This window comes from Paenibacillus sp. FW101-FHT12H11 (genome assembly GCF_058790355.1).
The window spans coordinates 553,049-577,143 of the sequence record NZ_JBYTCO010000001.1 but is presented as its reverse complement, the minus strand read 5'-3'; the positions used below and the strand labels follow the sequence as shown (position 1 = coordinate 577,143).

Below are 24,095 nucleotides of genomic sequence, written 5' to 3'. Positions count from 1 at the left end.
AGTCCTCGGACTAAAACGGCTTTTCCAAATGCCCGAACTCTTATTCTTTAACACTTCCCAAATTTAAACCTACTACAAAGAAGCGCTGCAGGAAAGGGTAAACTAACAAAATCGGCACAGCAGTTACAATTGTAATGGCAGCACGTACAGAAGCAGGTGTAACCATCCCTTTGGCTTGGCCCGTGTTGACGCCATTTAAGAGCGCGGGATCACTGTTGCTGCTCATCGTAGAGCCTAGAAGCTTCATCATCTCGTACTGCAGCGTACTTAATTTAATATCGGAAGAAGCGTACAAGAACGTGTCGAACCAAGAGTTCCAGGAGCCAACCGCGATGAATAACGCAATAGTTGCCAAGACTGGCGTGCAGAGAGGAAAGATAATACGCAGAAAAATGGTAAAATCTCCTGCACCGTCTATCTTCGCCGATTCAACTAAACTACCTGGGAGAGACTTGATATAGGTTCGGATAACGATCAGGTTAAACGCACTGACCATCCCTGGCAGGATGTACACCCAGAAGCTGTTCAGCAATCCCAGTTGCTTAATCAGGAAATAATTCGGGATCAAGCCAGCATTGAAATACATGGTCAGCACGAATAATAGACCAATGATTTTACGAAATAAATAGTGAGGCTGAGCCAGCGTATAAGCTAGCATCGAAGTCAGAAACACGCCTAACACAGTAAGCATTACAGTTCGAGCGACCGAGATCCAGGCAGCATGATAAATCGTTCCCGAGATAAAAATCGCCCGATAATTTTGCAAGCTCCAAATCCTCGGCCATAAATAAAGTCCGCCTCGCAGCGTATCGTTGCCTTCGTTAAAAGATACCGTCAATGTATGAAGAAAAGGATACAGGGTAACGATGACCAGGAAAAGCATAAAAAATCCATTTAGTGTGTTGAATAGAATCGCTTCCAAGCGATTATTCTGCAAAGTAGCCGTTTTCATATCCAACCCCCTTATAACAATCGTTCTTCGCCGAGGCGTTTCGCGATATAATTCGCGCTCAAAACCATTACAATGCTGACGATCGTCTTAAATATGCCCGCCGCTGTCGCCAAGGAGTAGTTGCCAAGTGCAATTCCATATTTCAACACGAAAATATCAATGGTTTGCGACCAGTCCACAACCAGACCATTCCCCAACAAGTACTGCACTTCAAAGCCCGCATCCAGGATATGGCCGACATTCATAATTAAAAGGATAATAAAGGTCGCTTTAATGCCCGGCAGGGTCACATAGCGCATTTTCTGGTACCGGTTGGCTCCATCCATGGAGGCGGCTTCATAAAGCGAAGGATCTATGGAAGTAATCGCAGCCAAGTAAATGATCGTATTCCAGCCTACTTCCTTCCACACGTTTGCGGCACCAACAATGCCCCAGAAATAATGTCCGAAGCTTAGCCACATTATCGGCTCTCTGATTAAATGAAGCTTCATTAATATGACATTGACGATCCCATCCTCTACGGACAGTGTGGAAGCCACAATACCAGCCGCAATAACCCATGACAAGAAGTGGGGTAAGTAGGAAATCGTCTGGACTGTGCTTTTAAATATTTTTGTTTTGATTTCGTTAAGAAGAAGCGCCAGCACGATCGCTGTTACAAATCCCAGTACTAAATTGATCAAGCTCATGCCTAGTGTATTACGAAGCACCTGAAGGAAGACATCATCACCCATCAGAAATTTAAACTGATCTAAGCCAACCCATTTCTGCTTGAGAAATGGCAAGGCCGGACGATAATTTTGAAAGGCCATTAACCATCCCCAAATAGGGACATAATTAAAAATAACCAAATAAATTAGAATCGGTACCGACATCAGAATTAACTGCTTTTGACTTTTTATCGTTTTCCAACTGAATTCTACGCCAATTTCCGGATCGATCCATCTCTTTCTCCTGACCGCTGCTTTCGCATCTTGTTTCTTCAATATAGCTTCTTCCATTATGATCCCTCCCAAACCGAAACTTGTCGTCTATAAACGGAGAAGACCTATTCGTCTTCTCCGCTCCTCGGTAAGTGAATATGAATTATTTACTGCTCCAATTCTTGATCCGCCATTGAATCTGATCGTTGATTCGATCTTCGTAGGCTTTGACGTTCGCTTTGGAAAGCTGATCGGTATACTCTTTCCATACTTTTTCGAAATCCGCTTCGCTCGCCAAGACGGCTTTCGGTAAATACTTCACAGCCAGATCGTTCATCTTGGTTTGGGCTACTTTCGCTGGGGAACCATCAATCAAGTCGATGGACCACGCTGGATAATAAACCGGGTTATCAACAGGAGTTTTGAAGAACTCGGCCCAAGTCTTATGATTGTAAGCCTTCAATACTTCTTGATCCACTGGCTTCAAGCTGTCATAGAACTCCTGCGGCTGCGTATTCGGGTCAGTCGCGTTCCCATCGATGTAAGTACCCTGCATTTTGGGCAAATTAAAGAAGAACGCTTCTGCTTTATTGGCTAATTTCCAGGTATTATCATTTTGCTGGTCACGCTGTTCAGGAGTGCGATAATATTTGCCATCTTTCACTTGATAGTCCTGACCTTGAACACCCCATTGCAGCGTTTTCTGCCAATCTTCCGTCATCAAGCTATCAAGGAATTTTATGATTGCGACCGGATCTTTGGCCTTAACTGAAATGCCATAACCGCGATTGATGGTTAAAGCGGGACGATCCCGGTAGTATTCCGTCGCACCCGGATAGAGCAATGGGAAACCTACGTAGGTGCTGCCAAAGTTCCCCTGAGAAATCAACGACTTTTCGCCATCACTGAAGTTCCAATGCTGGTCAAACATACCGATAACACGACCGCTGGCGATCTTGGCCAAATACTGATCATAATTCTGCACAAGTGCTTCCTTGTCCAACAGTCCTTTACTGTTTATCTCATTCAGCTTCTTGTAATAGTTCTTAGCTATATCCTTGTCAGCAAAAATAGATGCCTTGCCGTTATCTACAATTACCCCGCCATCGTTCGGATGGCCTGCCAAATGCTCTGGAGGATTCTGCAAAGGGAAGGTTCTCCAGTCAAAATTCAGCGTCTCGAAACCGATCCTGTCCGGGTGCTGCTGTTTGGCCTTTTCAATAATGGCAAAGTAATCCTCCAGCGTCTTCGGAGTCGGCCATCCCTGCTCCTTCAGAATGTCTTTTTGTAACCAGAAACCAGGACCCTCGTAAGTCGTTTCGGTAAATGTTCCAGTGAAGGCATTGTAACCCGGAAGTGCGTAGATATGACCGCTTGCCGGATCCTTAATCTGGTTCCAAACATCCGCGTAATGCTTCTTCAGGTTCGGTGCGTACTTCTCGATCAAGTCTTCCAGAGGTACGAATGCGCCTGCAGCAATCAGCTTGTCATCGCCCGTAATCACATCCGGATAATCACCGCCGGCAATCATAACACCTAGTTTCTGCGTCAGGTCGCCGACCAGAAATTCCATTTTTAAACTGACGCCTGTTTTATCTTTAATCATCTTATAAATGCGATTGTCTGCCGTAGGTTGCTGATAGGAGTTGCCAATGAACATAGAAATCGTCATCGGTTTAATAGCTTCCGTACCCTGCGTAGCTACCGCGCTTCCTGTGGTAGTTGGAGAAGTGCTAGAAACAGTTGACCCGCTGCCTGCGTCATTGCATCCTGATAAGATGACACCGAAAGTCAAAACAGGAACGATCAACCGTAGTGTAGTACGCTTCATTAGTAATGCCATTTTCTTTTTCCTCCCTTTCATATCTCCCTTTAAACGCTTACATATTGATATATCTAATTATATCGACTTGGAATGCGCTTACAATTCATAAAATAAAGGTCTTCCCCCTATAAATTAAAGGTATTCATGAGAAAAGCAGCCGATTAGGTCGGCTGCTTCAGTGTCAATATTTATTTCAGGTAGAGCTAGCAACATCCAACGTTAATAATACTACAGATGCTTTAGGAACTGTAACCGTAAGTTCGAATCCTTCGGATGAAATGGCCTGTTCCACCGGTGTAACTTTATAGGGTTCCTCAATAGAATTGCCATCCTGATGATGGTTAGAAGCTAATACGACCATTCTCCCGTTGCCCGTATATTGGCCACCGATCGGATTCAACATGATCTCTTGATCTTCATCCACGGATAAGTTCGCAAGTGTAACTGCTAGTATACCGTCCTTGACCGATGCTGAGCAGGAGATGCTTGGGATATCATACGAGTTTCCTTCTAGAGTATAGGTAATGTTTTTACAATTGACTACCGTTTTAAGGCCTATTGCATGCTGGTGGATTTTAAACATATCGAACACGTAGTAGCTTGTAGTTGCCACACAGGCGTTCCCCTTGGCAAGAAATAGGGAATGGATACAGTTGACAAGCTGAGCCACATTAGCCATAACCACTTTATCACAGTGATTGTTGAAAATATTTAACGAAAGCGCAGCCAGGACTGCCTCTCTCATTGTGCTCATCTGCTCAAATAAGTATTTGCCCGGCAACGGGTGCCTGCCATTCTGCTGATGCCACACCCCCCACTCATCAACGACGAGTCCAATCGAGGTTTCGGGCATCGCAGCGCGAATCATTTCAAACTGGGATTGGATGAACGGTTCCATGTCCAGTCCGACTCGCATCATTTCATACCACTGCGCATCATTATACGCCAGCTCCGTACCCATTCTTCCCGTATTCGTCACATAGTAATGAAGTGAGTATCCGAACATGGGAGCAACTCGCCCCACCGTGTACATCTGTTTGTACTTGTCAAAAAATTTAGCTGTCCATTCGGGAATATCTTCATAAGGTCCGCATGCGATGAACTGAAGATCCTGCCCTGCACTTTTGCTGATGATGCCGTACTTTCTGTAAATATGGCAGTAATCCTCAGGTGTCATGCAGCCGCCGCCACCCCAATTTTCGTTGCCAAGCCCCCAATATTTAACGTTAAAAGGCTCCGGGCTTCCGTTCTCCTCCCGCTCCTGCGCCAGTGTAGTCGTACCTTGCATCATATTACAGTATTCAATCCAATTTCTAGCTTCTAGAACAGTTGTTGTCGTTGCATTAACTGCAAAATACGGCTCTGCATTTACTAGATTGCAAAAATCAATAAACTCATGGGTACCCACCTGGTTAGATTCTAGCTTCCCGTCGTTCATATACCACCAATTAACGGTTGTGGGTCGCTTCTCTCTTGGGCCGATGCCGTCTCTCCAGTTGTACGTCTCCGCAAAGCAGCCGCCCGGCCAGCGGATAACAGATGGGTGAATTGCTTTTAATTTATCAATAAGCTCCTGTCTGAATCCCTTTATATGAGGAATATCGGAGTCCTCGCCTACCCAAATCCCATCGTATACAACTCCGCCTAAGTGCTCAATAAAGTGTCCATAAATATTGGGATTAATCTGCCCTATTTCTTCATTCAGCCAAATGTCGATTATGGTCATCATTTTTCTCCCGCTCTTACCATTTGGGAAATAAAGGATAGGGGCATGCCCTATCCTTTATTTTAGTCCGTATTTGTACAAGACAACCGCAATATTTACACGTTCCTCCATGTATATAACCCGTGCAGCCCTTACACTCAGCTAGCCGACTATGCCATGTTTCTTCATCTACAAGCTCAATGTGCCTTGAATGAATCAGCAATTGCAGCATTGCCTCAACCTTTTCCGGTGAGACATCTATCGTCTCCGAGCAGTCCTTGCAGGGACCCTGTTTATTAGCCATCGGATAGCTCCCTCCGATTTAATGGATCGTCAGGACTACAACAGACATCGGTGGGATATCCGTATGGAATCCTTCTTGATTCAGCTCTACACTTATAAATGGCTCGGGCTTAACTTGAGTAGGATTTTCAAAAGAATTATGGCTGCTCATCGTAGACGAAACTAAAATTCTTCCCGTTACTTGTTTACCGCTCAATCCTCCAATATTGCAATCAAGGGGAGCAGCATTGTGGGGATCGGTATTGCAAATGGTAATATTCAGCTTGCCCTCAGCATCTACGGAAGCGGACGCGCTAAGCTGCGGCACCTCTTCCCCATTGCACTTGTAAGTGCCGCACTGAATGTCAAGCGGCTGCAGGATGGCATCCTGGTGTACCTTAAACATTTCGAAGACATGATAGGTAGGGGTCAGAATCATTTTTTCCCCTTCTGTTAGAATCACGGCCTGGAGTACATTAATTGTCTGAGCAATATTCGCCATTCTTACGCGATCAGCGTGATTGTTAAAGATATTTAAGCTAATCGCTGCAGAAACCGCATCTCTCATTGTATTTTGCTGAAAGAGGAAGCCCGGATTGGTTCCCGGCTCAACATCAAACCATGTGCCCCACTCGTCAATAATAAGCGCAACCTTCTTCTCGGGATCATATTTATCCATAATCGCCGAGTGCTTTGTCACAAGCTCTTCTGTGAAATACGCCGCCTTCATGATGCCAAACCATTCACTTTCCTCGAAGTCGACGGCCTGGCCTCTTACTGCATTCGGATCTTTTAAGTAAATTCGGTTACCGTCAGGATTTTGGATAACGATGCTGTGATCCTTCAGCCTCGTGTAGTAGTGGAGCGCCAGTCCGTCCATGAAATGGCCAGCTTCCCGCATCATCACTTCCGTCCAGTGGTAATTGTCCCCTCTTGGGCCGGCAGCAATTTTATAAATCGCATTCTCCCCATAATCTCTAACATATGTGCTGTATTGTCTATAAAGGTCTGCATAAAATTCCGCTCTCATCCGGCCACCGCAGCCCCAATTCTCATTGCCGATGCCGAAATAAGTCAAATTCCACGGCAATTCCCTGCCGTTCGCTTTCCGCAGATCGGCCATCGGCGATTCGCCGTCGAAGGTCATATATTCGACCCACTGTTGCATCTCATAGACCGTTCCGCTGCCAACATTCCCGCATATGTAAGGCTCAGTCTCCAGCATTTCGCACAAGTCGAAAAATTCATGGGTCCCGAAATGGTTATTCTCAACCACGCCGCCCCAATGCGTGTTAATCATTCGCGCTCTGGATTCCTTAGAACCGATGCCGTCCTTCCAGTGATATTCATCCGCAAAGCATCCGCCTGGCCAGCGCAGGATTGGGATTTTCATATCTTTTAACGCCTGAACGACATCATTGCGGATACCTCGTGTGTTGGGGATGTCAGAGTCCTCGCCGACCCAAATCCCTTCGTATATACAACGGCCCAGATGCTCGGCGAAATGCCCGTAAATGTTTCTGTCAATTTTGTGAACCGCTGCTTCTGGATTAATCTTCATACTGCTTTTCATACTTATCTGCCTCCTGAGTAGATTGATTTATTTGGTTCTAGCCTTTAACACCGCCACTGGACAAGCCTGAAATAAAAGCCCTCTGATTGACCAGAAACAAAAGAATAACAGGAATAATAGCAAGCACGGCTCCAGCGATCAGCATATCGTAATTGTTGCCATAAGGTGACATCAACGAAGCAAGACCTATAGGAATCGTGAACATCTTATTCGTACGCAGCACAATTAATGGCCATATAAAACTGTTCCAGTTCTGCATCGCCAGCAGGATCCCCATTGCACCGAAAGCCGGCTTCATCAAGGGCGCCATAATTCGGATAAAAATCCCAAACTCCGAGCATCCGTCGATTCTTCCCGCGTCCATATAATCTTTGGAAATGCCCGTTATGTACTGCCGAAAGAAGAAGATCGCCATAGGTGATACGACAAAAGGTAAAATAACTCCGTAATACGTGTTAATGACGCCCATTTTCACAATAAGTTTATAGAGAGGAAGCATGAGTATTTCAAGTGGTACCATCATGACAAACAGGACCAGCATAAAAACAATATTTTTCCCTCTAAAATTATATGCACCTAAGCCATAGCCAACTAACGAGGATAGAAATAGTGAAACTACAGTATGAAGGGCTGTGATGCCAAGGCTGTTTCTATACCAGTACAAATAAATACTGCCTTTACCCGAAAACAGTAGCTTGTAGTTGTCAAGACTCATAAGGCTCGGGATGATTCTGAAATCCATACCATTACGAAATAACTCTTTGGAGCTCTTAAAAGAAGCCATAAACATGTAGTACAGCGGAAACAGGACAATAAAGCATACGATGAGAAAGAAAATGATGATGAGTGCCGTCAACAGCTTTCTTCTTAGCTTAGTATTCATTGATCCGTTCACTCCTTATTGAAGAGCCCGAACAATTTCAGTTGCACCAGATTAACGGTGAGTACGATCACGAGGAGGGTAATGCCGATGGCCGATCCCATACCCATATCATTTCGCTGAAATGCCTGCTGGTAAATTAACCTCACGATGGTAAGCCCGATATCCCCCGGCATTCCTTCATTCCAGAATACATAGCTTTCTCCAAACATTCTGTATCCTTCAAAAATGCCTATCGTTAACGTATAGATAATAATTGGCTTTAAAAGCGGCAGCGTAATCCAATAAAACTTGCGAAAGACATTAGCCCCGTCCATTTCAGCAGATTCATATAATTCTTCGGGGATACTTTGTAGACCGGCAAGGTAATAAATCATATTAATCCCTGCGACTCTCCACGTATTGAGAATGACCATCAGCATCATGCCTGTACTATAATTCAGAATCCAATTCTGCGGCGAAATACCGAGTTTAGAGATAAAGGAATTAATCAAAGCCGTATCCGCTTCTCCGAACATAAGCCTGAAAGAAACACCGGCTACAATCACAGACGTTAAGGCTGGAATGAAAATAACCGACTTAAAAAACGATTTTCCCTTAGCCAATTTTGTATTCAGAAGAACAGCGAAGATGATCGGTATCGGTATTAACAATAACAGCGACAGAACGGTGTAGATCGTATTGGTTTGCAGCGCATTGAAAAAATGCTCATCAAACATTCTCCTATAGTTGTCAAAACCTATAAATTTACTGCTGCTAAGCCCAAGTACCTCGTGAAAGCTCATATTGATTGTGGATGCCGTAGGGTACAGAAAAAAGATGAGAAATGCTAACACAAATGGAGATACAAAAAAGTAAGGAGCCCACTTTTCTGAATAAAATAACCGATGATTCAAATCGTATACCTCCCTGCTTGACGGCTGCCGAAACCGTTTTCATTCCTTTGTTTCTGCAGCCGTCATTCCTACATTCTGCCCATTTGCTATTTCTTCTGCTTACGAAGCTCGTCAGCAGCAGCCTTTAATGCCTGTTCTGGCGTTTGCGACTGATCCTTTAACGACTTGAACATCACATTGGAATTGACCAAATCTTGGGAAGCCGAGCTCAACTCACTCATATTCGGAGATTTGATTTCCTCTTTCATGTCTAGTAGCACATTGAATATTTTCTCATTATTGAAATAAGGATCGGGCTTCTGCAGCTCCGGGTCACTCCAAACATCCCACCTGATTGGATCAAATTTCAGCTCCTGCCAAATTCTTATATTCGACTCTTTGCTTAACTTCGCATAGGCGAGGAACTTCATAGCGGTATCTTGGTTCTTACTTTGCTTGGTAACGGCTGTACCTGTTCCACCCATACCTGCGGATCTTACGTCACCCTTTTCCCATACCGGCATTGGCCGCACCAATATTTTCCCTTTTAAATCAGGCATATACTCCAGGAATCTGCTCATATACCACATTGGCATGATAAGTGAAGCCGCTTCTCCTTTGTTCATATAAGTGAAAAATTCTTCAGCCCCGGTATTGCCTCCAGGCATAGGAACCGCAATTTTATCCTTGTAAATCATATCCTTCATTGCCTGAAGGGTCTTAATATTTGTATCGTTATCCAGCGTAACGTTGCCGTCTTTATCTAAATAATCGGAACCTCTTTGCACAATCATTGGCCAGAAGGGCCTTTGTCCGGTAACCTCAAAAGCGGTCATCACCTTTCCTGTCGCAGCGACAACTTTTTTCCCAGCCTCGGTATAATCAGCCCAAGTTTTAATGTTATCCACGTTCACGCCGGCTTTGTCCATAAGATCCTTATTGTAGTAAACAACCGTTGCGCCTACATGAAAATCAATGCCGTAATATTTTCCGCCTTTGCTATAGATATCGAATCTGGACTGAATGAATTTGTCCTTCTCGGGCTCGATCACTTTGTTTAATTCCACAAGCTGAATATCGCCTTTAAGAAAGTTCTGAAAGAAGTTGATGTTAATGTCGGCAATATCAGGCGCACCCACGCCGGATTGCAACGCAATTAAAAGTTTATTGTGCATTTCTGCGTTGGGATAGGTGTCAATCGACAATTCAATGGGCTGATCGGGGTTGTTTTTATTCCAGAGCTCAGCTGTTTTTTCGTAATACTTCTTATGTAGGTCCTGGAATGTCCACAGCGATAACTTAACCGCGCTTTTAGCATTTGGTGTGTCTCCTTTTGACGGCCCCGTTTCATCGCTGCTGCAGCCCGACAATAAGGAAGTCAACAGGAACATTGAAGCTACAGCTGTACATAAAGCTTTTTTCATACACTCTTGCCCCCTTCATCATTATTTCTTGGTGACAGCTACTAATTGGGCAGCGCCACTCACCTGTTACCTATTATACAAATAGCGTTTCATGGCCGAACTCCAATATTTTGCACTCCACTACAACATTTTGCTATCCATAAAAAACGCATTCGCTCGTTTATTTCCTGCACGCCTGCTCATATTCCAGAGGAGTCATGCCCGTCATTTCTTTAAATACCTTAAAGAAGTAGTTATAATTGTTAAATCCTACATCATTTACAATATCTTTCAGTTTTAAATCGCCATACTCCATATATTGTTTAGCGTGTTCAACGCGCACATGATTTAAATATTCGGTTATTCCCATCTGACACTCTTCCTTAAAAACCCTGCTGATATATGAGCTGCTAACACCGGCGAATTCGGCCACATCCTGGAGCGAAACATCGTTTTTGTAATTATTCTGGATGTATTCCATCGCCTTATGGGTAATGCCGCTAAGTGAATCTCGGTATTTCATCCGTTTCAGGATTTCAATAAGCTTAAGATATAGATCCATAATCCAGGATTTAATATCCTGAAGAACCTCATATTTCTGCATTAAATTGTATGGAATGTCCCCCGCCGTATACAATTTCGACATCTCAATGCCGGCGTCTTTAGACGTTTTATTCACAATATTAATCAATTCCGCGCAGATAATTTGGGTTGATTTACTGCTAAGCCGTAAGCTCGAAATTTTGTTAAAAACGGTATCAATTAAGCTTTTCACCGTTTCGAAATCCTGATTTTTCAGGGCTGCGTAAATGGCTTTCTCATCCTTAATGTCCAGGCAGAAAAATCCTTGTTCATGCTTGTTAATTGTGCTTTCCATAAAAATTCCATTCTTCCCTTTATGAAATTTGTCCTCCAGGATTAATGCGGCTTCGGAATATGCGTGGTGGAGCTGCTTTATATCATGGCATACCTTGCTTACACCAAAGCTGGCCGTGATATTCAAATATTTTTTAATCTCCGATTTGATTCGGTTGAGAAAGGTATACACCTGATTGTGGATATACATCCAGCTATGGTTATGTCCCAGTGAAAAAATCAACGCAAACTTTCCTCTGCTTGTATGGACAATAACCGATTTGTCCCAATCGCTAAGAATCTCTTTCGAAATATCGAGAAAGGTTTGAATGAACACATCGACTTCTTTTATAGTAAATCTCTCTTCAATGAAACGAAAATCGTCGATCTCCACAGCTGTCACGATCAAGTTTTCCGTGTCCATCGTTATGTCTAACAGGTTGATCTCGCTTAATATTTCCTCCCGTCCCGAATGGCTGCCCTCTAGGAGCTTTCTAATAAATTCATGGCGAGAACGATCTTTGCCGATCAAAAGTTCGTGATACATCTCATTTTGCTTGTCACGTTCATTTCGATAGGCAAGAATCGAGCCTTCTGCCGTTTTTAAAATATCGAGCAATACGGAAGCATTCAGCCTATGCTTCAGCACATAATCCATTGCTCCCCGCTTCATGCTCTGCCGGACATAATCAAAATCGTCGTAAGCGCTTAGCACAACAATTCTAACCTGTGGATACTCAGTTTCCAGCTGCTGGATCAATCCGAGCCCATTCATTCCAGGCATGTTGATGTCCGTAATAACGATATCCGGAACATCCTCTTCCATAAGCTGCATGGCATGCATCCCGTTATACGCTTCACCGGAAATATAAAACCCGCAATTCTCCCAATCGAGCATCGTCTTTAAATCCGTTCTTGAAACCGCATGATCATCGACTATAAGTACCTTCAGCATATTTCCCCAGATTCTCCTCTCCCACAGCAGGCAAAGTAACTTCTACGGTTGTGTACAGATTCGGAATGCTTTGAATGGCAATTCCATATTTTTCTCCGAAGTACAGCTTGATTCTTTCATCCACATTTCGAATGCCTATCCCACTTAGTCCATTTTTTTTGTTGGATGACGGTTCCCCCATGAGATCGGTTAACGTTATGTTTTTTATGCCGATGCCCGTATCGGTGACGATAATTTTTAAATCCTCTCCGATTCTGTAGCCTTTAATGATAATCAGTCCTTGGCCTTCCTTCGGCTCAAGCCCGTGAAGCAAACAGTTTTCCACGATCGGTTGGAGAATAAATTTGGGGACATGAAAGTCCATAATGCTTTCTTCCATTTCGTAATGTACCCTAAACTTATCATAATCCCGGAAGGCCATTATATTTAGATAGTCTTTTACATATTCGATTTCTTCCTGCAGGCTGATCAGAACGCTTCCTTTTCCCATACATCCATGAAGCAGCTGGATCAAGGAAGTGATAATGCTCGAAATGCTCTCTGCCTTCTGAATATTGGCCATCCACCGGACAGTGTTCAGTGAATTGGAGAGAAAATGCGGATTAATCTGGGCTTGCAGTGTTTTCAGCTCTGCAACCCTTTTCAATTTTTCTTTTTTAGTCACCTCATCGATCAGATATTTAATTTCAGCCACCATATGATTAAAATTTGTCGCAACCTTTCCTAGCTCATCGCTGCTGTTGTCTTCAATCCGAGTAACTAAATTGCCGATTTTCACGTTATTCATTGAATTTAATAGATGCTTTAGAGGCTTCGAAATACTTTTGGAAACGTAGTAAGACAGAATCAACGCAAGCAAAAAACAGAAGATTCCCAAAAATATAATATAGATACTTGTCTTTATGGACTCAGCATTTAAATACGTAAACGGAATGATACTGATCACGTACCAGTCGGCACTGGGTATATAGTTATAAGCGATCAGATTTCGTTTTCCTGAAATTGTGCCGGTGAAGGAATATGAATCATCTTCTTTGTTCTTTTTAAGCTCCTCAATCAACGATTGATCGAGATAAGGCTTAGCTGCTTTCATTTCCGGGTTTTGGCCCGAAATAACGGTTCCCTTACCATTTACTATGAATATATCTGACCCTTGTCCAAGATTTATATCTTTAAATTTCTTTAAGATATGCTTTTCATCAATCCTCATAATCATATATCCGATCGGAATTCCATCAAAAGATTTAAAGCTTCGAGTCAACAATATGCCTACACTGCCGTAATTGGTAATCCGGTAGTTCGACTCCCTTACTTCGTCTTCACTGCTTTCGATTGTCCATAGCGGAACACCGTTATTCGTTGCCGTTTGGACAAAGATACCGTTCAAAAAATCCGAGGTAAGATTAAATTTGAAGCTAACGTCGCCATAAGCGATGATTTTTTCTTTCAGCATTGTATATACAAGAACATCCGAAACACTATGATTGAATGAAAACCTTTTTGCTAACATACTTTGCATTTTTAGCTCCGCGTCATTCCTCTTCCACTCATCCATTGTATGAAAATCAATTAACGTATTTTGGATGATGTCGGAAAATGCAATATCCACACTGTCATTTTCAAGCTTCGTGAGTTCATTTTGGATATTTTCACTGACCTGATTCATTAGCTGGATGGAAGAAGTGCTAATTTTCGTTTTTATAGCCTGGCTTGAAGTGTAGTATGCAAAATAACCTGTAACTAGTAGGGGTATCAAGGAAAGTATCGCGAAAGAGATTACAAGTCTGTTTTGAATATTCATTTTACGAATGAAACGGTTCAAGCTAATCCCCATATTCTCCCCCTTGTGTAGACTAATTTTATTTTATTGTATTTTTGTTGGACACATTCCTGAATTGTAGATACCCGCGGGCAGCGAAGGCGGCCAACATGTTGCTTTTATGAAGCCATCCAATTCCGTTGCAAGCAATATAATCGCCGACTTAAAATGGAAACGCTTACAAAATAATGTGACATCCGGCTTTCTGCCGGATTATTTCAGCTGATGTTATTTGGGTTGCTGCTACATCCATGAACATGAACCCAGATGGCCCAAGCAATTTAAGTCATCGCGGCCTGAAGGTTATATACGCCTCCAACAACAGTCTCAAAAACGATGACCCCATCCTTCTGCAAAATATCAATTGGTGCACCATTTGCCGTCACCGTTACTGGAATGCCGCTACGCACTTTGCAGAGAGCAGTGCCTTTATCAGAAACTAAACGAGCGGATTTCAAAACTCCTTCCGCCCACTCCATGTCGACTATAAAGCCGCCTCTTGCGCGAAGACCAGCCACTCTCCCTGAGCGCCATGCTTCAGGTAACGCAGGCAACAGATGGATCTCCCCTGCATGGCTCTGAAGAAGCATTTCAGCAATCGCAGCCGCACCGCCAAAATTTCCATCGATCTGGAAGGGCGGATGATTGTCAAAAAAGTTCGGCAGCGTCGAGTGGGTGAGAAGCGCATGCAGATTGTTCATCGCTTCCTCGCCTTTCCTAAGCCTAGCCCAGAAATTAATGATCCACGCTCGACTCCAGCCCGTATGGCCTCCGCCATTTGCCAAACGCCGCTCCAGCGTGCACAGTGCAGCTGCCGCTAGTTCAGGCGTGCCGTCGGGCGTGATTTGGCTCCCCGGATGCAAGGCAAATAAATGGGAGATGTGGCGATGACCGGGCTCCGCCTCTTCGTAATCCTCATACCACTCCTGAAGTTGCCCATACCTTCCAATTTCCGGCTGAGGAAGCTTCTTCAGTACCAATTGTAGCTCAGGTCCTAGTGTCTCACTTTTCTGGATGCCGAGTATCAGCTCTGTCTCTAGCACTGCTGTGAACAGCTCTCGAATGATCTGTGTGTCCATCGATGGTCCGGCACATAATACGCCGGATTCTCCAGTTGGAAGGATATATGTATTCTCTGGTGACACAGATGGGCACGTAACCAGCTCACCGCCCGGAGTTTCCACAACATAATCAATCAAGAATAACGCCGCTTCCCTCATGGTGTGGTATGCCCTACCGAGGAATTCCACATCCATTGTAAATTGGTAATGCTCCCATAGATGCAGCGAAAGCCATGCGGCTCCCATCGGCCAGTAAGTAGAGGGCAGCCATGTATCCTGCGGCGCAGTATCCGCCCAAATGTCGGTATTATGATGAGCAGTGAATCCCCTGCAGCCGTACATGACAGATGCCGTATGGCGGCCAGGCTCGCGCATCCGTTCCAGCAACTCAAAGAGAGGTTCGTGGCATTCAGAAAGCGCGCACGATTCCGCCGGCCAATAATTCATCTGCGCATTGATGTTGATCGTATATTTACTGTCCCACGGCGGAAGGAAGTGCTCGTTCCAGATGCCCTGCAAATTGGCGGGCAGCGAGCCAGGTCGGCTGGAGGAGATGAGCAGGTAACGGCCGAACTGAAAATAAAGCGCAAAAAGTGCCGGGTCGGACTCTCCAACACTAAGCCTGTCCATGCGATCTGATAGACTCATACGTCCGATTTCCAAGTTTTCCGTCAAAGACAACGACACTCGTCCGAATAATTCGGTATAGTCATCTAAGTGTCTCCGATAGAGCGCATGATAACCCAGATTGGCGGCACTCTCCGTTTTCTCCTTTGCTTCCGTCAAAGGATCATGGAACCGGAATGTCGTTGCAGCGGACAGAACAAGTGTCACGCTATTTGCATTCTCCACGACCAAGTGCTCGCCAATCGCTTTCACCGTGCCGCCTTCAGCTGTTGCTCTCAGCACTGTACCGTATCGGCTGCCTCCCTCACCGCCACAATTACCGCTCATCCAAATCGTGTTATTTCCCTCTCTTCCGGCATAGTCGGCGTAGCGCCAACGGCCACGCTCGAGACGTGAAGTGAAACCGATTTCACCAGAGCGGTTTGCTGTAAGCCTCAGGATGATTGCCTGATCTACGTAACTCGCAAAAATCTCACGTTTAAATGAAACACCGCCTTGACTGAAAGTGACGGTAACAGTGCCGTTTTCCAAATCTAGCGTACGCTCGTAATGGTCCGGTTCACCCTCTGGAAGCGAGAAGTCAAGTAAAAGATGGCCTAGAGGCATATAATGCCTCTGCGATTCCGGCAAACCGGACAACGCCATGACAGCGAGCTTCTCTGCTTCCTTCAACTTGCCTTCAAATATTAAGCGGCGAATTTCCGGAAGATTTGCTTTTGCATCCGGATTATTACGGTCACGGGATCCCCCGTACCAGACGGAATCCTCGTTTAATTGCAATCGTTCCTGTTGCGTCTGTCCATATACCATCGCTCCCAGCCTGCCGTTACCGATTGGCAATGCCTCATTCCATTTCGTTGCTGGACTCTTAAATAACAGCTTAAGATCTGTCAACTGCTTCCCCTCCATCGCTAAGTTCAGTTACTCCAGCCTCACAGAGTGAAGCCGTTCTTTTGAAAACCCTTCGTGAAGTAATGCTTGTTGTCAAACCAAACTCTCATATCTCTAAACCTATCATAAGTAAACAAAACCCGGTAGAGACATATTTGTCCCTACCGGTTGCCATTTACTTAATTAGAAAAATTCCCCTTTTTAAGCTGTCTCTTTTGCCTGTTGTAAACCGTTGCTTTCTCTTCTGTTTGGTTGTGTAAGTTAAGTTCGAGCGGTCCTCTCAACAGACGCGCCTTCCAGCTGCTTGTGAAATTTTCTTGGTGTAGAGCCCGTAATCTGCTTAAATTGACGGCAAAAATGTTCCACGTTGTTGTACCCACAGCGTAAAGAGACCTCCGCGATGGATAGCGAGCCGTGCAACAAATACTCCTTGGCTTGGCGGATCCGGCTTGTAATTACGTCATCCATACAAGAAATCCCGAATGTCTTCTTGTATATGGTCTGCAAATACCCAGGACTGATTCGAATCGAGTCAGCCATTCTCGGAACCGCCCAATCCTGGCTAGGATTACTGTAAATGGCGGTCCGAAGCGTCAACAAATTGTAGTATTGAGGCGTAATGACTTCTTGAAAGTAAGATTCCAGCAACTTGTTAAACAGGGTTCTCAGTAAGCAGTCAATGGATGATTCTTTATAATTTTTTTGAAAAGAGTGTTCGCTGACGAGAAGTTGGAAAATTTTATGGATATATTCAGGGTCATTTAACGAAAAGGGCACTCCGAATGGAAGCGAAGTTTCCATGACATAGGATTCTTTGGATTCAAAACGAATCCAGTCGTTCTTATATTGTTCCGCACATGCCCGGTAATAAATTTTTTGGTGGGGATGGTATAGAACCCCGCTGTGAGCCGGGTACTCTTTCAATTCTCCGTTAACCCAAAACAGGGCAGGCGTATGGGTCACGACAAGCAGCCAGCAATGATGGCCCTCTGGGATATCGAACACAAAATTGCTTGCGTGAGCGGCATCATACTCAACATAAAAAATGTTGGTCATCATGATCCTCCAGTATCCAAAAAATAACATTGCATCAATTATTTATTAGCATATATGACTGATTGAAAACAGTCAACGAAGCAAAGGAACAACGCTTTATTGGCGTTGTGCTGGTCAATGTGTCAAGAAAGAACGCCCCTTGTAAAGGTTTCATAAATGCGGTTTTTCTTCGCCCGCTCCTCTGTGCTGAGCTTTTGCGCATCCGCAATTTCATAGCCTCCGAAGGTGTGATTGGCTCGTGGATATTCAGAATGAAGATGGCAGCTATTACCGGGCTTATCATACCGACAGTTCCATCCGCATGGAATCGAAGGCCAACACGCCCAGCGTGATTCGTTTCCTGGTCCAATTCTATCTTGTGTCCGGAGACGAGAGATATAAGGCTGCAGCGATCCGTGCCGGAGATTGGTCCTTTGATTGTAATTACCGCAATATGGAGTATCGGGGCGGTACCTGCGACAACTCCGACATTCAGGATAAAGAGGCTGGCATTTATGCTTTATTCGGATTCCTTGCCCTATATGATCTGACCGGCGAGGATAAGTGGCTGGAAGGAGCGATCGGCGCTGCTGATTATACCGAGACGTGGACTTATGCTTGGTCATTCCCGGTACGCACACCCTGGCCGAAACATCCGTTCAACCGCTATTCGATCAGCGGCCAGAGCATTATCACGATCGGAGGGGGGGCCGACGTATATATGGCCGCTTGCTCATACACCTATTATAGGTTGTATATCATTACAGGGGATGAACATTACCTCGATTTCGCCGAATTCATCCATAAAAATACCAGGCAGTCGAGCGACGTGGATGGCAGCGTCGGATACGCCATGCCCGGCTTGGGTCATGAAAGCGGCAACTTTACGACGCAAACCCTGCAAAGCCACTACCACTGGCTGCCCTGGTGTACCTATGTGGAAGTCGATCCCTCATCGAGGCTGAATCGGCTGTTCTTTTGCAAAATTCCAGCCAAGATGGACGCAGGTCTCCTTTTCCGCGCAGGTAGAGAAAGGCGTCCAGAATCGGCTCAATCCCATCGGCCAGCATCCGGATGTAGTGGGGATACGGCTCGAATCCGCTGATGTTCGGGTTATAGCACATTTGCGGCAGGCCCGAATCCGTCATAGCCGTTCTCACCCAGAAGTCGATGACATTTACGCCTTTCTCAAACGCCTCAGGCACGCCGTCTTTATCACCGTAACGAAGCATCTGATAGCCGATCCCGGGCTGCTGCCCAACGAAGCCGAACTGGAAAGAAACGCTAGAGATATCCATGTTTGGCAATTGGCAGGAAAAAGGCAAACCATACGAATCCCCGTATTGACGCGTAAATTTAGTCAGAATATTCATGCAATTATGAAAATGGAGTTTGTTATCTACCTCGAATAACTTGTCGCGCAGCCGGGAATAGGTGTCCCGCCAAATTTCTCTCATCATCGACTGGAAGCTGCCGTAATGACCGAATTGAATGCCTACGGCATAATGTTGCTCAAAGCCAACCTCTACGGGATGGTTAATGCGTTGAAACCTTTTTGTTCTCTGACTGTAGTCCAGACCCTCATATTGATTTCTTCTAGGCATCTCGCCATCGCAGCCCGGATACACATAATCGATTGACAAGCCATCAATCTCTATCTCTAGCGCCTTGCGTACGCCAAAACCATAATACAAATAGTTCAGCGTCTTGTTCTCCGGCTTGCTCATTCCAATGGCTCCGATGGTACACTTCAGGTCCGTGTTATTCTCGGACCTTACGATGTCCGAAGACTGCAAGGTTGCGTCCGCAGCCCAACGAGAGAGAGCCGCAGCTTCTCCTGAAGCGATGTGCTGCATTGCGAACAACGGCAAGGCGTAATTGGTTTCCATCCGCCAGAAATATTCGTTGTCCAGGTCTTTGCCCATTGCGTAATCAGGCGCGAATTCGTTCTGCTTATACCAAACACCGGGTGCGAAGCAGTGATAGTCATGAACGTCATCCGATTCCGCAATCGTCAAAGAGATCTTAGTAGAAAAGCCAAGGTCGTCTCCCGCTTTCAACACCTTGACGTTCCTGCTTACCTTGAACCCTGTGTTGACCGCTTCATATACGTCAGAGAAAAAGAATTCTGAGCCTGTCGGGACAATTATCGTACCTTCAGCCACGATTTTATCACCGTAAGCGGTGATTTTGGCGTATGCTTGGTCGTAAAACTCGTTGACGGCAAAGGCGGTCTTTACCGTTACGAACATCGGCCGTTTGTTATAATAGAGCCGCTTGCCGTTTTTCTGAACCTCAATGCCACCTTCTTTGGAGATCAGGATATAATTGCCGAATTCCAGCTTCATAAAACTTCCTCCTTAGAATTAGAAAATGAATAAGGGATATATAAAATCATACATATCCCTCACTCATTTAAAATTAGATTTTTTACTTTTTAGCTAGTGCATCAGCACGCATTTTAACAATCTTTTGCGCTTTTTCCGTATCTGAGGCAAAGACATCATTCCAACCTAGGCCTATTACATCTTTCTTCATCATTTCCCAAAGTTTATCGAACTCTGCTTGATTTTTTGCAAATACCATTTTCCAAGATGTGTTCTTTACATAGTCAGAAATCTGGCTGCGTTTATTTTTAATCTCTGATAAATCGCTGCCCAGACTAGTATTGATATTGGGGACGATATCGATCATCTTATTTTTCAGGTAGTAGTCTGTGGCGTTTTCTGCTTTATAGGTGTTTTGCCAATCTGTCGTTAGCGCTGTCTTATTCGCTTCAATGGTTGCAGCCCAGTAATTGCTATTATAGAACTCCCCTGTCAATGGATCTTTGGCAAAATCGCTGATGATCATTGTATTGAGTTTGCTTTGTCCGTCCTGATATCCGCCGCCTCCATACTGATCCGGAACAGGTGTATTTTTCTGGAATGCGGTTTGACCTACTTCGGTCAGCTTAAATTTGCCATCTGCCGTCTTTTCATAGTTGAAGCCTTCAAATCCATTCACATAGTAGCGCAAGCCTTCAGGAGAGGCTAACCAATCCATGAATTCCATGATCCGATCGGGATCATTGGCTTTGGAACCGATAGCAAACGCTCTTCCATTGCCGTAATAGGCATCGCTTGACTGAATGATGTGCGTGTCAGCGATTGGAATAGCCACATTCCCGTCCCCCTGTTTACCTCTTTCAATCGTATTGTAGAACCCTGTTTCCCATGAGTACCACAAAAGAAGTACCTGCTTGTTGGTCAGCTTCTCCGATACTTTATTCCAATCCTGGGTCGGCGAGTCAGGGTCAACCAGACCCATCTGATTGGCTTTATAGTAAAATTGCAGAATTTTCTTGTACATACTGTTGTCATCGATGAGGGGAACGACGTCGCCTTTTGCATTCAACTGCATAGTCGTGGTTCCTTCTGGCTGCTCGTAACCATACCAATTGCTCAACCAGCGTGCATTTTCCATAGTCCCTCTGCTGTCCCAATCCTTCCACAGCGTGATTGGAGCGATCGGCTTACCGTCCGGAGTCTTCGGATATTTCTCATGCATTTGTTTCAGTACATTCAGAAGGTCATCCAGATTGTTCAGCTTGGGAGCCCCGACGCCCTTATAATAATCCCAAGGCATAATTGGGCTTGAGTAAGGAATTTGTTCCGAGTATGTCGTTGGTGAAGTATCGGCCTCAAAGGTCGGCAAAGCATAAATCTTGCCACTAGGATTTACTTTTTCGAATGCAGCATTGAAAGGTTTGAAATGATTGTCCACATATTTGGACAGGTTCGGCGTACTCTTGATCTTATCCGAGAGGTCCATAATCAAACCGGCTGGAATTAATTCTTCCAGTTGATTGTTGTTGACGATCAGGAGATCTCCTAAATTACCTGCTGCCGATCTTGTCTTGTATAGCTGATCGCCGGCAATCTGCGGAGCAAGAATGTTCAGAGTGATATTGAACTTATCCTTAATAAGCTTTCCATACCACCCTTTCTGCTCTCCTTGATAATTGGCTGCATTGTCAAAAACAGTGATGGTCAGCGGTTTACTGTGATCTAGTGCCTTGGATGTAGCTTCAGTACCGGAGTTCGGCGACTTGCTTGGTTCCGTTGATGCCGTCTTATTGCTAGATTCATCTCCACAGCCGGTTAATGCGACCGACACCATGAAGAGGCTAGCAAACAATAACAACGCCGATTTTTTTATTGCTTTACCAGGTTTACGCATACTCAACCCCCATAATTATTCAATTTATTAATCCGGCGCAATTATCCTTTCACTGCACCGATCATAATCCCCTTGACAAAAAACCTTTGGAAAATCGGATAAACCAACAAAATAGGCGCAACAACAATAACAGTCACCGTCATCCGAATGGAAGTCGTCGTTTGCTTCGTTGCCAGACTTGACATCGCTGTGGAGCCGGCATTCTGCAGGTTTACCATGCTGGATAAGGAACTTGCCTGATTCATATAGTTATAGAGAATAAACTGTAAGCTATAAAGTTTGCTCTCCGTGACTAACAACAACGTGTCCTGGAAGGAATTCCACTGATCCACTGCTGCGAATATCGCAACTGTAGCTAATATGGGCTTACAAATAGGCAACATGATTTTGAAAAAAAGAGTCATGGTCCCGGCGCCGTCGATACTTGCCGCATGCTGCAATTCCTTCGGCGTTGATTCCACGAAAGTTTTAACAAGAATGATGAAAAACGGAGCTACAATCGTCGGCAGAATGTAGGCCAAAAAATTGTTTGTCAGATGCAAAGACCTCATGGTCAAATACCAAGGAATAACGCCGGCATTAAAAAACATGGTTAAAACCGTGTAGCGATACCAAAATTTTCTCTTCCACATATCCTCCTGGGTAAACATGAATCCCAGAAAGGCGGAAGCTCCTACCGTCAAAGTGGTTCCAATCACGGTCCTTGCTATAGAAATAATGGCTGCATCCCACAATCCCGGTATTTTAAACGCATCCACGTAGTTATGGAATTGGATATTAATCGGGTAGAAGATAACATCACCTTTGGCACTGATATCATTAGCGCTTATGGTATTAATAATGATCGAGTAAAATGGATATACACATATAAGCGCATACAGAGAAAACAACCCATATATTAAAACAGTCATCATCTTGTCTGTTGCGCTGACTTGGACTTTCATTTTTCTGGTGAGATGACTGCCGGGCACTTTATCATTCGACGCCAACCCTGCTGCTGTATGACTCATACAATACTCTCTCCCCTTAGTCTTTTTGATAGTCCGTTTACAGAAAAGAGAAGCACAACACTGATCAAGCTCTTAAGCACACTAATCGCAACCGACACCGAATAGCTTCCGCCCCCCATTGCAAGGTTGTAAACATATAAGTCTAAAACCTGTATGGAATCCTTGTTAAATGCATTTTGAAATACAAAATATTGCTCTAATCCATTATTCAGAAAACTCGCAATTTGCAGCATCAACAAGACGAAATAGGTTGGCACCATGCTTGGCAAAACGACATGCCAGATCACCCTCATTCTTGTCGCACCGTCTACATAGGCCGCTTCATATAGAGCATCATCTATACCCATAATTGCTGCTATATACAAAATGGCTGACCAACCCAATGTTTTCCAAGTTGTCCATATCCACATCATCACCCAAACATGGTCGGAATTTTGAAGAAGTAAAATCGGGGAATCAATAAGTCCAATTTGTTTCAAAAGACCGTTGATTATACCGTCACTAGAGAACATTGAAAATGCCAGTGAATAGACCAATACCCAGCTGATAAAGTTCGGCAAGGTTGTTACCGTCTGAATGAACCTCCGGAACCGTACGGACTTGATTTCCGTCAGGAATATGGCAAAAATCATTGGAAGCCAGGAGAATAGCAGATTTAGGCCACTCATCCCGAATGTGTTTTTGAGGATTTGAAGGGTTTGATCGATCTTTACTTGGTTTTCGACCAAGGTATGAAACCATTTCAAACCGACAAATGGCGATTGGGATAGCGGAATTGGCGGCGTGTAGTCAAAGAATGCATAAACCCAACCATATAACGGGTAATAGGCAAAGATACCAAGCAAGATCATAAAAGGGAGAATAAAAAGAAATTTTCTTATTGAACTGCTTGTCAGGCTGTTTTTTTGTATTTGCACCATGTAACACTCCCTTTTTAATGGTATATTCAATGAGTTTATTGACACATTACGATATCTATAAATATATATCGAATACCGAGATAGCCATTTCCGCTACTGTAGTACAATAGGTCATAGCGCAACAGGTCAATCGATAGATGAAAGGATGCGCCTTCCGTTGACAGCGTTTTCATCCCGTTTCATTACAGCAATTATAAAATATCAATTTTTTCAAAACAATGACCTATCCTCATCGATTATTGATCTATTCTCATATCGCTCGGATTAGGTCTCCCACAACAAA

General features: G+C 44.4%; 17 protein-coding genes. All 17 read right to left on the bottom strand.

What is annotated here, in order from left to right; genetic code table 11:
- Positions 1 to 40 precede the first annotated feature (40 nt).
- Complete coding sequence (locus AC3WTJ_RS02500) at positions 41 to 952, bottom strand: carbohydrate ABC transporter permease (protein ID WP_492520413.1); 912 nt, start codon at positions 950 to 952, stop codon at positions 41 to 43.
- 11 nt (positions 953 to 963) lie between these two features.
- Positions 964 to 1,953, bottom strand: coding sequence for an ABC transporter permease (locus AC3WTJ_RS02495; protein WP_492520412.1), 990 nt, complete (start codon positions 1,951 to 1,953; stop codon positions 964 to 966).
- 85 nt (positions 1,954 to 2,038) lie between these two features.
- Positions 2,039 to 3,718, bottom strand: coding sequence for a type 2 periplasmic-binding domain-containing protein (locus tag AC3WTJ_RS02490; protein ID WP_492520411.1), 1,680 nt, complete (start codon positions 3,716 to 3,718; stop codon positions 2,039 to 2,041).
- A 175-nt stretch (positions 3,719 to 3,893) separates the two neighbouring features.
- On the bottom strand, positions 3,894 to 5,429 hold the full coding sequence (locus AC3WTJ_RS02485; protein ID WP_492520410.1) for an alpha-N-arabinofuranosidase: 1,536 nt from the start codon (positions 5,427 to 5,429) through the stop codon (positions 3,894 to 3,896).
- Between the two features lie 13 nt (positions 5,430 to 5,442).
- Complete coding sequence (locus AC3WTJ_RS02480; protein ID WP_492520409.1) at positions 5,443 to 5,709, bottom strand: DUF6171 family protein; 267 nt, start codon at positions 5,707 to 5,709, stop codon at positions 5,443 to 5,445.
- An 18-nt stretch (positions 5,710 to 5,727) separates the two neighbouring features.
- Entirely contained in the window at positions 5,728 to 7,260 is a 1,533-nt protein-coding gene (locus tag AC3WTJ_RS02475) for an alpha-N-arabinofuranosidase (RefSeq protein ID WP_492520408.1), read from the bottom strand.
- A 37-nt stretch (positions 7,261 to 7,297) separates the two neighbouring features.
- The gene (locus AC3WTJ_RS02470; RefSeq protein WP_492520407.1) at positions 7,298 to 8,143 is read right to left on the bottom strand and encodes a carbohydrate ABC transporter permease; all 846 of its coding nucleotides are present in this window, start codon (positions 8,141 to 8,143) and stop codon (positions 7,298 to 7,300) included.
- An 8-nt stretch (positions 8,144 to 8,151) separates the two neighbouring features.
- A complete protein-coding gene (locus AC3WTJ_RS02465) occupies positions 8,152 to 9,036 on the bottom strand; it encodes a carbohydrate ABC transporter permease (RefSeq protein ID WP_492520406.1) in 885 nt (294 codons plus the stop codon).
- A gap of 86 nt (positions 9,037 to 9,122) precedes the next feature.
- Complete coding sequence (locus tag AC3WTJ_RS02460; RefSeq protein ID WP_492520405.1) at positions 9,123 to 10,439, bottom strand: ABC transporter substrate-binding protein; 1,317 nt, start codon at positions 10,437 to 10,439, stop codon at positions 9,123 to 9,125.
- 160 nt (positions 10,440 to 10,599) lie between these two features.
- Positions 10,600 to 12,228, bottom strand: a complete 1,629-nt coding sequence (locus tag AC3WTJ_RS02455; RefSeq protein WP_492520404.1) for a response regulator — start codon at positions 12,226 to 12,228, stop codon at positions 10,600 to 10,602.
- Positions 12,203 to 14,062 (bottom strand): histidine kinase, encoded by a 1,860-nt coding sequence (locus AC3WTJ_RS02450; protein ID WP_492520403.1) that lies wholly within the window; start codon positions 14,060 to 14,062, stop codon positions 12,203 to 12,205. The genes AC3WTJ_RS02455 and AC3WTJ_RS02450 overlap by 26 nt, the downstream gene beginning before the upstream one ends.
- A 266-nt stretch (positions 14,063 to 14,328) precedes the next feature.
- Positions 14,329 to 16,644, bottom strand: a complete 2,316-nt coding sequence (locus AC3WTJ_RS02445; RefSeq protein ID WP_492520402.1) for a glycoside hydrolase family 95 protein — start codon at positions 16,642 to 16,644, stop codon at positions 14,329 to 14,331.
- A 243-nt stretch (positions 16,645 to 16,887) separates the two neighbouring features.
- On the bottom strand, positions 16,888 to 17,682 hold the full coding sequence (locus tag AC3WTJ_RS02440) for a helix-turn-helix transcriptional regulator (RefSeq protein ID WP_492520401.1): 795 nt from the start codon (positions 17,680 to 17,682) through the stop codon (positions 16,888 to 16,890).
- 863 nt (positions 17,683 to 18,545) lie between these two features.
- Positions 18,546 to 20,009 (bottom strand): hypothetical protein, encoded by a 1,464-nt coding sequence (locus tag AC3WTJ_RS02435; RefSeq protein ID WP_492520400.1) that lies wholly within the window; start codon positions 20,007 to 20,009, stop codon positions 18,546 to 18,548.
- 82 nt (positions 20,010 to 20,091) lie between these two features.
- Entirely contained in the window at positions 20,092 to 21,882 is a 1,791-nt protein-coding gene (locus tag AC3WTJ_RS02430) for a type 2 periplasmic-binding domain-containing protein (protein ID WP_492520399.1), read from the bottom strand.
- A gap of 41 nt (positions 21,883 to 21,923) precedes the next feature.
- Positions 21,924 to 22,892 carry a carbohydrate ABC transporter permease gene (locus AC3WTJ_RS02425; RefSeq protein ID WP_492520398.1) on the bottom strand — a complete coding sequence of 323 codons (969 nt, stop codon included), beginning with the start codon at positions 22,890 to 22,892 and terminating at the stop codon, positions 21,924 to 21,926.
- The gene (locus AC3WTJ_RS02420) at positions 22,889 to 23,812 is read right to left on the bottom strand and encodes an ABC transporter permease subunit (protein WP_492520397.1); all 924 of its coding nucleotides are present in this window, start codon (positions 23,810 to 23,812) and stop codon (positions 22,889 to 22,891) included. Before AC3WTJ_RS02420 ends, AC3WTJ_RS02425 begins: the two co-directional genes overlap by 4 nt.
- Positions 23,813 to 24,095: the final 283 nt, after the last annotated feature.